General features: G+C 70.2%; 9 protein-coding genes. 6 read left to right on the top strand and 3 right to left on the bottom strand.

Going from position 1 to position 12500, the window contains the following annotated elements:
* Nucleotides 1-47: 47 nt before the first annotated feature.
* Nucleotides 48-446 carry an OB-fold nucleic acid binding domain-containing protein gene (locus QC282_RS13390; RefSeq protein ID WP_279549530.1) on the top strand — a complete coding sequence of 133 codons (399 nt, stop codon included), beginning with the start codon at nucleotides 48-50 and terminating at the stop codon, nucleotides 444-446.
* Between the two features lie 3 nt (nucleotides 447-449).
* Entirely contained in the window at nucleotides 450-1205 is a 756-nt protein-coding gene (locus tag QC282_RS13385; protein ID WP_279549529.1) for a DUF3159 domain-containing protein, read from the top strand.
* A 68-nt stretch (nucleotides 1206-1273) separates the two neighbouring features.
* On the opposite strand, the gene QC282_RS13380 is transcribed toward QC282_RS13385, so the two are convergent.
* Complete coding sequence (locus tag QC282_RS13380; RefSeq protein ID WP_279549528.1) at nucleotides 1274-1951, bottom strand: TrkA family potassium uptake protein; 678 nt, start codon at nucleotides 1949-1951, stop codon at nucleotides 1274-1276.
* On the bottom strand, nucleotides 1951-2622 hold the full coding sequence (locus QC282_RS13375; RefSeq protein WP_279549527.1) for a TrkA family potassium uptake protein: 672 nt from the start codon (nucleotides 2620-2622) through the stop codon (nucleotides 1951-1953). The genes QC282_RS13380 and QC282_RS13375 overlap by 1 nt, the downstream gene beginning before the upstream one ends.
* Before the next feature lie 400 nt (nucleotides 2623-3022).
* Here QC282_RS13375 and QC282_RS13370 point away from each other — a divergent pair, with 400 nt between their 5' ends.
* The 3 genes from QC282_RS13370 (at nucleotide 3023) to QC282_RS13360 (ending at nucleotide 6889) form a co-directional block, all read left to right on the top strand.
* Complete coding sequence (locus tag QC282_RS13370; RefSeq protein WP_279549526.1) at nucleotides 3023-5071, top strand: APC family permease; 2049 nt, start codon at nucleotides 3023-3025, stop codon at nucleotides 5069-5071.
* 88 nt (nucleotides 5072-5159) lie between these two features.
* Nucleotides 5160-6488, top strand: a complete 1329-nt coding sequence (locus tag QC282_RS13365) for a class I SAM-dependent RNA methyltransferase (protein ID WP_279549525.1) — start codon at nucleotides 5160-5162, stop codon at nucleotides 6486-6488.
* Between the two features lie 68 nt (nucleotides 6489-6556).
* Entirely contained in the window at nucleotides 6557-6889 is a 333-nt protein-coding gene (locus tag QC282_RS13360) for a type II toxin-antitoxin system death-on-curing family toxin (RefSeq protein WP_279549524.1), read from the top strand.
* A 321-nt stretch (nucleotides 6890-7210) separates the two neighbouring features.
* On the opposite strand, the gene QC282_RS13355 is transcribed toward QC282_RS13360, so the two are convergent.
* On the bottom strand, nucleotides 7211-10828 hold the full coding sequence (locus QC282_RS13355; protein WP_279549523.1) for a LamG-like jellyroll fold domain-containing protein: 3618 nt from the start codon (nucleotides 10826-10828) through the stop codon (nucleotides 7211-7213).
* 492 nt (nucleotides 10829-11320) lie between these two features.
* On the opposite strand from QC282_RS13355, the gene QC282_RS13350 reads away from it, so the two are divergent.
* Entirely contained in the window at nucleotides 11321-12364 is a 1044-nt protein-coding gene (locus QC282_RS13350; RefSeq protein ID WP_279549522.1) for a LacI family DNA-binding transcriptional regulator, read from the top strand.
* Nucleotides 12365-12500 lie beyond the last annotated feature (136 nt).

Here is a 12500-nt window from a genome sequence, read left to right as displayed (position 1 = left end):
CCACAGGGGGGTGCGTCACCGCCGGCGCGCCCCGGTACGCTTCAGATATGAGCGCTGTTCCTCGTTCCGAAAAGCCGACGGGCCGGTTCCGGCGGCTGCTCGACCGGCTCTCCTCCTCGCAGGAGGACCTGGAGTCCGAGGAGCTGCGGGAGGACGCCGAGACGGCCGGCTGTACGCGCATCGGCGACTGCAAGGACCGCCAGATCGTCACGGTTACTGGTACCTTGCGCACGGTCACCCTGCGGCCGCGCGCCGGTGTCCCGGCCCTGGAGGCCGAGCTGTTCGACGGCTCCGCCGCGCTGGACGTGGTGTGGCTCGGCAGGCGCTCCATCGTGGGGATAGAACCGGGGCGCAAGCTGATCGCATCGGGCCGGATCTCGATGAGCCGGGGCCGCCGGGTGCTGTTCAATCCCAAGTACGAACTGAGACCCCTCGGACGGGAGTAGCCGGTGACGTCGCTCGACAAGCCGACCGAAGACACATCCGCGGAGGACACCCGGGCGGTGACGGAGGCCGCCCTGTTCGAGGCGTTCGGCGGAGTGCGGGGCATGGTCGAGACGGTGCTGCCCGGCCTGCTCTTCGTCACCATCTACACGGTCAACAAGGACCTGCACCTGTCGGCGATCGCGGCGCTCGCCCTGTCGCTGGTGCTGGTCGTGGTCCGGCTGGCCATGAAGGGCACCGTCAAGCACGCCTTCAGCGGCGTCTTCGGTGTCGCCTTCGGTGTCGTCTTCGCGATGATGACGGGCAACGCGAAGGACTTCTACCTGCCCGGCATGCTGTACACCCTGGGCCTCGGCCTGGCGTACATCGTCACGACGCTGTGCGGTGTCCCGCTGATCGGCCTGATCCTGGGGCCGGTCTTCAAGGAGAACCTCTCCTGGCGCACCCGGAACCCGGGCCGCAAGAAGGCGTACGCCAAGGCCAGTTACGCCTGGGGCGCGATCCTGCTCGCCAAGTGCGCGATCCTCTTCCCGCTGTACTGGTGGGCGGACACGACGCAGCTCGGCTGGGTGCTGGTCGCCCTGAAGATCCCGCCGTTCCTGCTGGCCGTGTGGCTGACGTGGGTGTTCCTGGCGAAGGCGCCCGCGCCCATCGACGTGTTCGCCGAGATGGAGGCGGAGGAGAAGGCCGCGGAAGCCGCCAAGGCCGCGGAGTCGGCGCAGGCCACGGAGGTGGCGGAGGCCCGGTCGGCCGAGAAGTGACCCGGAAGTGACGTGAAGGGGCGCCCCGGACTCCGGGGCGCCCCTTCACGTCGTCGTCCCCGCCGGGGTCAGCCGCCGGCGTCCTCGCGGCGGACCGACAGCAGGTCCTCCAGCTGTTCCTCGCGGGCCTGCGCGGCGACGAAGAGGAGTTCGTCGCCCGCCTCCAGGGAGTCCTCCCGGGTCGGCGTGACCACCCGCGTGCCGCGGATGATGGTGACCAGCGACGTGTCCTCGGGCCAGTCGACGTCCCCGACCCGCGTGCCGGCCAGCGCCGACTCCTCCGGCAGGGTCAGCTCGACGAGGTTGGCGTCGCCGTGGCTGAAGCGCAGCAGCCGGACCAGGTCGCCGACGCTCACCGCCTCCTCGACCAGGGCCGACATCAGCCGCGGCGTGGAGACGGCGACGTCCACGCCCCAGGCCTCGTTGAACAGCCACTCGTTCTTCGGGTTGTTCACCCGGGCGACGACGCGCGGGACACCGTACTCCGTCTTGGCGAGCAGGGAGACGACGAGGTTCACCTTGTCGTCGCCCGTCGCGGCGATCACCACGTTGCAGCGCTGGAGCGCCGCCTCGTCCAGGGACGTGATCTCGCAGGCGTCGGCGAGCAGCCACTCGGCGAGCGGGACGCGCTCCACCGAGATGGCGGTCGGCGCCTTGTCGATCAGCAGGACCTCGTGGCCGTTCTCCAGCAGCTCGCCCGCGATCGAGCGGCCGACCGCGCCGGCTCCGGCAATGGCGACCCTCATCAGTGACCGGCCTCCTCTTCGGGCCCCTTGGCGAACGCCGCCTCGACCTTGTCGACCTCGTCGGTGCGCATCATCACGTGCACCAGGTCCCCCTCCTGCAACACCGTCTGCGAGGAGGGCAGGATCGCCTCGCCGAGCCGGGTCAGGAACGCGACGCGCACGCCCGTCTCCTCCTGGAGCCGGCTGATCTTGTGACCCACCCAGGACGGGGAGGTGTGCACCTCGGCGAGCTGGACGCCGCCGGTGGGATCGCGCCACAGCGGCTCGGCGCCGGAGGGCAGCAGCCGGCGCAGCATCTGGTCGGCGGTCCAGCGGACGGTGGCGACGGTGGGGATGCCGAGGCGCTGGTAGACCTCGGCGCGGCGGGGGTCGTAGATGCGTGCCGCGACGTTCTCGACGCCGAACATCTCGCGGGCCACCCGGGCCGCGATGATGTTGGAGTTGTCACCGCTGGAGACGGCGGCGAAGGCGCCCGCCTCCTCGATGCCCGCCTCGCGCAGGGTGTCCTGGTCGAAGCCGACTCCGGTGACCCGGCGACCGCCGAACGAGGACCCCAGGCGTCGGAAGGCGGTGGGGTCCTGGTCCACCACGGCGACCGTGTGCCCCTGTTGCTCCAAGGTCTGGGCAAGAGCGGAACCCACTCTTCCGCAGCCCATGATGACGATGTGCACGACCGTCCTTCCGGTGTCAAGAAGTACTGCTCAGCCCCATCAGGGTCTCAGACAGTCGCCCAAGCTACACACGTGCGGTCGCCCGGGGGGACCCCCGTGCACCGTCGTCCGGGACGGGCGGCTCAGCGGCGGCCGATGCTGCGGACGCTGGCGAGGGTCAGGAATCCGAGGACGACGAGGGCGGCCGCGGCACCGATGAGCTCAGCGGTCGGGTACATGGAACCTCCGGGTGCGGCAACGGCCGGTCAAGGGACGGGGTTTTGTCATATAGGCATGCCGACGCCGGGACCTGCGGAATCCGCAGCCGCGGAGCACCCGGAATTCACCCGGAGAGCAGAGGGCCGTCCGATGGGGGTGGCGGGTGGGCAGGCCCCTGTTCGAAGGCTTACGATCCTCTGTTGTGTCCAAACTGACCGACGTGCCCAAACGGATTCTGATCGGGCGCGCACTGCGCAGTGATCGGCTCGGGGAAACGCTCCTGCCGAAGCGCATCGCCCTCCCGGTCTTCGCCTCCGACCCGCTGTCCTCCGTCGCGTACGCCCCCGGAGAGGTACTGCTGGTCCTGTCCATCGCGGGCGTGTCGGCCTACCACTTCAGTCCCTGGATCGCCCTCGCGGTCGTCGTGCTGATGTTCACCGTGGTCGCCTCCTACCGGCAGAACGTCCACGCCTACCCCAGCGGCGGCGGCGACTACGAGGTCGCCAACACCAACCTCGGGCCCAAGGCCGGCCTCACCGTCGCGAGCGCCCTGCTCGTCGACTACGTGCTCACCGTCGCCGTGTCAATCTCCTCCGGCATCGAGAACCTCGGCTCCGCCGTCCCGTTCGTCGTCGAGCACAAGGTCGCCTGCGCGATCGGCGTGATCGTGCTGCTGACCCTGATGAACCTGCGCGGCGTGCGCGAGTCCGGCATGATCTTCGCCATCCCCACGTACGTCTTCGTCGCCGGCGTCTTCACCATGATCGCGTGGGGCGCCTTCCGCGGACTGGTCCTCGGCGACGAGATGCGCGCACCGACGGCCTCCTACGAGATCAAGCCCGAGCACGGCGGACTGGCCGGATTCGCCCTGCTGTTCCTGCTGTTGCGCGCGTTCTCCTCCGGCTGCGCCGCGCTCACCGGCGTCGAGGCGATCTCCAACGGCGTGCCCGCCTTCCGCAAGCCGAAGTCCAAGAACGCGGGCACCACGCTCGCGCTGATGGGCCTGCTCGCCGTCACCATGTTCTGCGGCATCATCGCCCTCGCCATGGCGACCAACGTCCGCATGGCCGAGAAACCCGCCGTCGACCTGTTCCGCGACGGCGTCCCGGTCGGCCCGGACTACGTGCAGCACCCGGTGATCTCCCAGGTCGCCGAGGCCGTCTTCGGCGAGGGCAGCCTGCTGTTCATCATGCTCGCCGCGGCCACCGCGCTGGTGCTGTTCCTCGCCGCCAACACCGCCTACAACGGCTTCCCGCTGCTCGGCTCGATCCTCGCCCAGGACCGCTACCTCCCGCGCCAGCTGCACACCCGCGGCGACCGCCTCGCCTTCTCCAACGGCATCGTGCTCCTCGCCGGCGCCGCCGCACTCCTCGTATGGATCTACGGCGCCGACTCCACCCGCCTGATCCAGCTGTACATCGTCGGCGTGTTCATGTCGTTCACGCTCAGCCAGACCGGCATGGTCCGGCACTGGAACCGCCACCTGGCCACCGAGAAGGACCCGGCCAAGCGCCGCCGCATGATCCGATCCCGCGCGATCAACACCTTCGGCGCCTTCTTCACCGGCCTCGTCCTCATCGTCGTCCTCGTCACCAAGTTCACCCACGGCGCCTGGGTCGCCCTGCTCGGCATGGTGATCTTCTACGCGACGATGACGGCGATCCGTAAGCACTACGACCGCGTCGCCGAGGAGATCGCCGCGCCCGACGGCCCGAGCGACGACATCGTCCGGCCCTCCCGCGTCCACTCCGTCGTCCTGATCTCCAAGATCCACCGCCCGACGCTGCGCGCCCTCGCCTACGCCAAGCTGATGCGCTCCGACACCCTGGAGGCGCTCAGCGTCAACGTCGACCCCGCCGAGACCAAGGCGCTGCGCGAGGAATGGGAGCGGCGCGGCATCGACGTACCGCTGAAGGTGCTGGACTCGCCCTACCGCGAGATCACCCGGCCCGTCATCGAGTACGTCAAGAGCCTGCGCAACGAGTCGCCGCGCGACGCCGTGTCCGTGATCATCCCCGAGTACGTCGTCGGCCACTGGTACGAGCACCTGCTGCACAACCAGAGCGCGCTGCGGCTCAAGGGCCGGCTGCTGTTCACGCCGGGCGTCATGGTGACCTCGGTGCCGTACCAGCTCCAGTCGTCCGAGGTGGCCAAGAAGCGCGCCCGCAAGCGGCAGGACTGGAACGCGCCGGGCTCGGTGCGGCGCGGTCCCGCCCAGGAGCGGACGAAGGAGTCCTCCTCGTCCACGTAGACTGGTGGGCTGTTGTCCGGGCCGGCCCACACCGGCCGGCCGGGACCGCCGTCCGTACACCCCCTCGATGTTGTGGAGTCACCCCGCCATGCAGGCAGAAGAGAAGAAGTCGCTGGTGGGGGAGGAGTACGAGGTCGAGATCGGCCCCGTCGCCCACGGCGGCCACTGCATCGCCCGTACGTCCGAGGGCCAGGTGCTGTTCGTCCGGCACGCGCTGCCCGGCGAGCGGGTCGTCGCGCGAGTCACCGACGGGGAGGAGGGCGCCCGCTTCCTGCGCGCCGACGCGGTCGAGATCCTTGAGGCGTCCAAGGACCGCATCGAGGCGCCCTGCCCGTTCGCCGGCCCCGGCCGCTGCGGCGGCTGCGACTGGCAGCACGCCAAGCCGGGAGCGCAGCGCCGGCTCAAGGGCGAGGTGATCGCCGAACAGCTCCAGCGGCTCGCCGGGCTCACGCCCGAGGAGGCCGGCTGGGACGGCACGGTCGTGCCCGCCGAGGGCGACAAGCTCCCCGCCGGACAGGTCCCGTCGTGGCGCACGCGCGTGCAGTACGCGGTGACCGCCGACGGCCGCGCGGGCCTGCGCAAGCACCGCTCGCACGAGGTCCAGCCGATCGACCACTGCATGATCGCCGCCGAGGGCGTCAGCGAGCTGGGCATCGAGAAGCACGATTGGACGGGCATGGACTCCGTCGAGGCGATCGCGGCGAGCGGCTCCCAGGACCGCCAGGTGATCCTCACGCCGAAGCCGGGCGCCCGCCTGCCGCTGGTGGAGCTGGACCGCCCCGTCTCCGTCCTGCGCGTCGACGAGAAGGACGGCGGCGTGCACCGCGTCCACGGCCGCCCCTTCGTCCGCGAGCGCGCCGACGGCCGCACCTACCGGGTGGGCAACGGCGGCTTCTGGCAGATCCATCCGAAGGCCGCGGACACCCTGGTCACGGCGGTCATGCAGGGCCTGCTGCCGCGCAAGGGCGACATGGCGCTCGACCTGTACTGCGGCGTCGGCCTCTTCGCGGGCGCCCTCGCGGACCGCCTCGGCGAGCAGGGCGCGGTGCTCGGCATCGAGTCCGGCAAGCGCGCCGTGGAGGACGCCCGGCACAACCTCGCGGACTTCCCGCGCGTCCGCATCGAACAGGGCAAGGTCGAGTCCGTCCTGCCGCGCACCGGCATCACCGAGGTCGACCTGATCGTCCTCGACCCGCCACGCGCGGGCGCGGGCCGCAGGACGGTGGCGCACCTTTCGTCGCTGGGGGCGCGGAGGATCGCGTACGTCGCGTGCGATCCCGCTGCGCTGGCCCGGGACATCGCCTACTTCCGGGACGGCGGGTATCGGGTGCGGACGCTGCGGGCGTTCGATCTGTTTCCGATGACCTCGCACGTGGAGTGCGTGGCGATTTTGGAGCCTGCGGCAAAGGGCCTCTGACCGGCTGCTCTGTATTCCAGGTGGTCGGCCCGGCCGGGCCACGAAGGACGGCGCCGTGGTCCGAGGTCGTGAGTGGCTGGTATCACCTCGCATCGGGGCTTTTGGTGTCCGCGATCGAACGGCCCCGGACGAACGTGTTCGGGGCCGAGCTGTATCCCACGCTGCACGAGAAGGCGGCGGCACTGCTGCACTCCGTTGCCCGCAATCACGCGCTGATCGACGGCAACGAGCGCACCGCCCGGCTTGCCATGCGTGTCTTCCTGCGGTTCAACGGCGTCAGCGCCAGTACCGTTCCGCCATTCGTCTCCGTCGCCGGCCCGTTCGTCGAGGACGTCGCGCAGGACAACATCGATGTACCGGCCATTGCCAAGCGCCTGTCGGCCTGGTTCCCCGTTTCCTGACGTTCGACGTCGTGAGGCACGGGACGGAATGAGGTTCCGTGAGCGGTGCCGGCTCCTGACTCGGGTCCGGCAGGGGCCGGTGGCGTCCGGTGCGTCACGACGTCCGAGCCCCGTTCACGCCGGTGGCACTCGGGGTTTCGGTCATGCCGCACGAGGGCGGGCGGGCAGGCCGGCGCCCGGGACCGCCGAGTGTGTCGGTCCCGGGCGCCTGCTTGCGGTATCGATGGTCGTGCGGGTGCGCCCTGCCGGGCAGGGTGAGGGTCATGGCGTCCCTGTTACCCGGCTCCCGTGCGCGTCACCGTGGCGCGGGAGGTGAGGACCTCATCGCACCTCCCGCGCGTACGGCGCGACGGTGATCCGGTCGATCAGCGGTGCGTAGCGGGAGCGAAGCAGCACGCCGGGGAACGTGTCCGAGGCGTAGGTGGTGCCGTCGAAGTTCGGCAACTCCTCGGAGCTGAAGGAGACCGTGTTCTGTCCCTTCTTGAGGTGGACCGGGATGGTCAGCTCCCAGAAATTGTTGCGGTGGAAGCTGTGCGGAAAGCCGACGCGCCGTGTCTCGCCGCCGTTGACGGTGATGTCGGCGTGGCGGGCGAGCGGGTCCGGGTTGTAGTGGGTGGCTTCGGACTGCTCGGGGTTGGAGTAGCGGACGCGCAGCGCGTACAGGCCGGCCCGGTCGGCGCCGACGGTGAACGTCGCGGTGTTGCCGTTGCCGGGTTCGCCGCCGATTCCGGTGACGGCCGTGTTGCCGGTGGCCAGGGAGAGCGGGGCGAGCGTGGCCGAGCCCGCGAGTTCGGCGTCGCCCGCCTCGTACGTACGCGTCGGAAGCGCGCCCCGGGTGGGCGTGACCGTGAGCCGGTCCACGAGCGTGCTGGACGAACCTCCGGTCACCGTCACCTTGTTGACGCCTCCCGAAAGGGAGACCGCCACGCTGTTCCTGCCCTGGGACAGGCGCAGGACATCGTGCCCGTTGACGGCGAGCCGGGCGTTCGCGCTGCCGAGGGTGTCGACCTTGAGGGTGGCCTCGCGGTCGGCGGGTGAGTGGACCCAGAACGTGGCGGTCTGGCCCTTGTCGAGCTGGACCGCGCCCGAGCCGGTGGCGGGGGCTCCGGCCTGCTTCGGCAGCGTGTACCTGGGCTGTGCCCCGCCGCCCAGCCAGGCCAGCTCGCCCTCGTACACCTGGGTGGTGGCCGAAGCCCCGGGAAGGGAGAGGACGAGGCGGTCGACGATGGCGTCGCCCTGGGTGGCGCGCTTGCCGTCGGCGCTCTTCGCGGCGAGCGTCAGGGTGTGCCTGCCCTTGGTGAGCCTCACCTTGGTGTCGGCGTGGTCCCACACCACCCACTTGTAGCCGAGCGGCAGGTGCAGCTCCTGCTCGCTGTCCGCCTTGCCGTCGACGCGCAGGAAGACGTTGGTGGGGCCCTGTTCCTTCACCCTGTCGAAGGTGTTGAGGGAGTTGGCGAAGACACTCAGGTCGTACGTGCCGTCCTCGGGGACGTCCACGGTGAAGTCGAGCGCGAGGTCCGAGCCGGTGCGCAGGCCCCCCACGTCGTAGCCGCCGGAGGTGTAGAACTTCGACACGTCCCGGGGCGAACCCTCCGGGCCGTTCTTCGAGTAACCGGACCCGGTGTGGGCGGCGTCCTCCGCCTCGTACGACGACTTCCAGCGCGTGGACGGTGACTGCGTGCCCGCGGCCTTCCCGGCCGGGCTGAGGACGATCTCGTACGACGAGGACTCCTTCAGCTTCGGCAGTCCGCCGGCGCCGAAGTCGAAGACGACCGTGCCGTCGTCGCCGACCCGCACGTCCTGCTCCGCGAGCAGCTGCGGCCCGGGGGAGTCTCCCAGCTGGCCACTCCACTCGATCTCCCGCACCCAGGCGTGCACCCGGTCGCCGAAGATCTTCTCCGGTACGTTGTCGAAGGTGATGTGGCCCTTGCCGGTGGACCCGCCGAACAGCAGCCGGGACTGCTTCTTCTTCTCGTCGAGCGTGGCGACGCCCTGCATGGTGTAGTTCTCGCCCGGGAACGGCGGGGTCACCCTCACCGTGTGCCCGCTCATCGAGGCGTACGAGTTGAGCAGCCACCACTGGCCGTTGCCGCGGTTGGACTGCACCGCGGAGTCGGAGAGATTGCCGTCGATGTTCCAGTACGCGATGTCGGCGTCCACCTTGGACTCCTCGATCGCGGACACCCACTGGATCATCTGGCCGGGCACGGAGGTGTGGTAGTTGAACGCGTACTCATTGATGTTGACGGGGAGTCGGGTGCCCTCCTCGGCGGTGCCCCTGAAGAGGTCCTTCTCCCACGCCCGGTACTTGGCGACGCTCTCGCGCACCGCCTCCGGGTGACTCAGCTCGTGCCAGGTGATGACGTCCGGGAGAGTACCGGCGGCCTGGGCGTGCGTGAGGAAACCCTTCACCTGGTCGAAGAGGATGCTGGTGTTGGGACCCGCGATGCGGGCCTCGGGCATCTTGCCCTTGATGAGCTGGTGGAAGTCGTCCCAGGCGGCGAAGTAGTCGTCCGGGTCGTTGAGCCAGCTGACCTTGTTGTAGCTCCACTCGCCGGTGCCGAACATGTTGCCCTCGGGCTCGTTGAACGGCACGAAGACGATGTTGTCCTGGTACTCCTTCGGCAGCTGCAGGACCTGGTCGACCTGCTTGACGATCTTCTCCCGGTAGAGCTTGAGCTTCTGTTCGGGGGTGTCGCCCGGCCACTGGTACGGGAAGCCGCGGTGGATGTCGGTCATGTAGATGTACACGTCACCGTCGGTGGAGTCGGCCAGCGGCTTGACCACCTCCAGGGCGTCGGCGCCCGGGTGCTGCGGGCCGTCCTGCGCCTTCGTGGAGACCGTGCGCAGGCCCATGCCCTCCATGAGGTTGTTGGTGGGGACGTCCGGTCCGTACACGCCGTAGAGGGTGCCGGAGGCGCCGCCGTGGAACGCGCCGGTGTCCGAGCCGAGGTCGACGGTGAGCTGTCCCTCGCGGACCACGGTGACGGTCGCCCGCACCGTGCGCCCGGCTGCCGTTCCCGCCACGGTGAACGTTCCCGGCCGGGCGTACTTGTCGGCCGGTACGTCGTCCCAGGTGACCGGTGTGTCGCGGTCGTAGCCGTCGGAGAAGGAGGAGCGGACGGCGGCGGGCAGGGACGGAGCGGTCCCGGACGTCGTACGGACCTCGAAGGACGTCTTCGAGAGCTCCTTGAGGGTGGGCAGGATTGCGACCGTTCCGGCCACCTGCTCGGCGCTGAGCGCCGCGTGCCACACGGTGAAGTCGTCGATGGCGCCCTTGAACAGGGGGTCCGGATAGAAGGACCTGCCGATGTAGCCGGCTGCCGTGGCCGAGGTGTCGAGCAGTTCCCTGGCCTTGATGCCGGTCGCGGCGGAGGAGACCACCACACCGTCGAGGTAGGTGGTGACCCGGCCCGCGGTGGAGTCGAGGGTGACGGTGACCGTCCGCCACTCGTCCGCGGGCAGCATCGCGTACCCGCGTGTCTGCGCCTCCGCGCCTCCTCCGCCGGTGGTCACCGAGGTCTGCAGCACGCCGCTGTTGGTGGACGGGGTGGCGAAGAGGTACTTCGTGTTGTTGGTGCCCAGATCGAAGATCCGCTGCCAGGCCGACTTGTCGCCGCCCCACTTCACGCGGATGGACACAGTCAAGTCGCTTGCCGCGCCGACCACTTCGCGAGGCAGGCGGACGTAGGCGCCGTCGGAGGTGGGCGCCCCGCCCGGCAGGGCCAGCGCCTTGCCTCCGCCGGCGCCGGTGACGGACCGCGCGGTGGAACCGTTCAGCAGGCTCGCGGTCAGACCGTTGCCGGAACTGTCGCTGATCCTTCCGGAGGCGAGGTCGTCCTGGTCGAAGGTGTAGTGGGCGGCAGGCCGGGGTGCGTCGGCCGCCTGCGCGGGCGCGGCGGGTGTGGCCAGCAGGCCCGCGCCGAGAGTCAGGGCCACGGCGGCCGAGCTCCGGCGCCGGGCGGATCTGTCAGCGGATGGCATGGATGGCGTCCTCAATCCTTCAGTCAGGGGTTCCGGTCGGCCCTCCTCGGTCGGCGGCTCGTCCACGTGCCGTTCCCGTGCGGAGAGGCTGGGGAGGAGTACGCCGAACCCGTTCGGTCAGCTGCGCTCCAGGGAGCGGAAAGGCAGTCCCGGGCTCCGGATTCCGGGTTCCGGTACGGGCCTCCGGGTACGGGCTCCGGGCTCCGGGTTCCGGGGAGGGTGCGGATCGGGTCCAGGGGGTTCTTGCCCCGTCGGTTCGCCGGAGGGATCGCTTCATCGAACCGGTTCGGCGAAGCTAGCACCGGGCAAAGCGGCCAGCAATCCCCCCGACGCAAGGAACTTCCTCTTCCCTTGGTGGGGTTTGGCGAAGTGCGTCCCGAGTATTGACAGCCGCTCCGGCGGTTCCTACCTTCGCTCCATGCGAACCGGTTCGACAAAGGAGTCGCCGTGAACATCGGTGAGATCGCCCGCCGGGCCGGTGTCTCGCGGAGCACCGTGTCCTACGCGCTGAGCGGCAAGCGTCCCGTCTCGGAGGACACCCGAAGGAAGATCCAGCAGGTCGTGGACGAGCTGGGCTACCAACCCAGCGCCAGCGCCCGCGCCCTGGCCAACGGGCGGACCAGCACGCTCGGGCTGGTCTTCCCGCCGGCCGGGAACCACTACACGGGCATGCAACTGGACTTCATCGGCAGCGTGGTGGAGGCCGCTGCGGCCTGCGACTACGACGTACTGCTGTCCCCCAGCGGCGTGGACAGCGACCGCTCCTTCCAGCGGATGCTGGGGGAGCGGCGGGTCGACGGCGCGATCCTGATGGAAATCCGCCTTGAGGACGACCGGGTGAACCATCTGGCCGCCGTGGACTTCCCGTTCGTCGCCATCGGCCGTACCGCGCGTCCCGAGGGCGGCTGGTGGGCGGGCCTCGACCACACCGCGCTGGTGGAGGCGTGCGTGCACCATCTGGCGGACCTCGGCCACCGCCGGGTCGCCTTCGTCAACCGCCCCGAGCAACTGCTGCGGAGCGGGTACGAGTCCGCGCACCGCGGTCTGGACGGCTTCACGAAGGCCGCCGCCGAGCGCGGGCTGACGGTCCGGACGTACTGCTGCGGGGACGACCCCGCTTCGGGCCAGACGTGTCTGGAACAGATCCTGCGCGACGATCCGGCCACCACGGCCCTGGTCACCCTGAACGAGGCCGCGCTCGGCGGCCTCTACCGAGGGCTGGTCGAGGCCGGCCGCCATGTGCCGCGTGACTTCTCCGTCACCGGTGTCGTGGCCAGCCGCTGGGCCGAGACGGTGACCCCGCAGCTCACCGCGGCGGACGTACCGGCGGCGGAGTTGGGCCGTCTCGCCGTCGACCTCCTGGTCGAGCGGCTCGACAATCCCGGCGCACCGCCCCGGCACCACCTCCTTGTGCCACCGGTCTCCCTGCGGGCCAGCACCGGGCCGGTCGGCGCAACACCCCCGGCGGACACCGGGTCCCGTACGCCCTGACCACGCCCCACGCCCCACACTCCAGGTCCCAGGCCCCAGACCCCACGCCGCCGCGCGCCAGGCCACGGGACACCCGAACCGGTCACCCGCGCCGTTCGGCATGCCCGCGCTCTCCCTCTGCTCACCGCCCTCGGCA

Origin of the sequence: Streptomyces sp. DH24 (assembly GCF_029813775.1) — a bacterium.
GTDB lineage: Bacteria > Actinomycetota > Actinomycetes > Streptomycetales > Streptomycetaceae > Streptomyces.
This window is presented reverse-complemented; position numbering and strand designations above follow the sequence as displayed.

Excerpts from the sequence above, each read along its gene's own strand:
- QC282_RS13380 (WP_279549528.1), bottom strand. The coding sequence starts at position 1,951 with ATGAGGGTCGCCATTGCCGGAGCCGGCGCGGTCGGCCGCTCGATCGCG.
- QC282_RS13365 (WP_279549525.1), top strand. The coding sequence starts at position 5,160 with ATGCAGGCAGAAGAGAAGAAGTCGCTGGTGGGGGAGGAGTACGAGGTC.
- QC282_RS13390 (WP_279549530.1), top strand. The coding sequence starts at position 48 with ATGAGCGCTGTTCCTCGTTCCGAAAAGCCGACGGGCCGGTTCCGGCGG.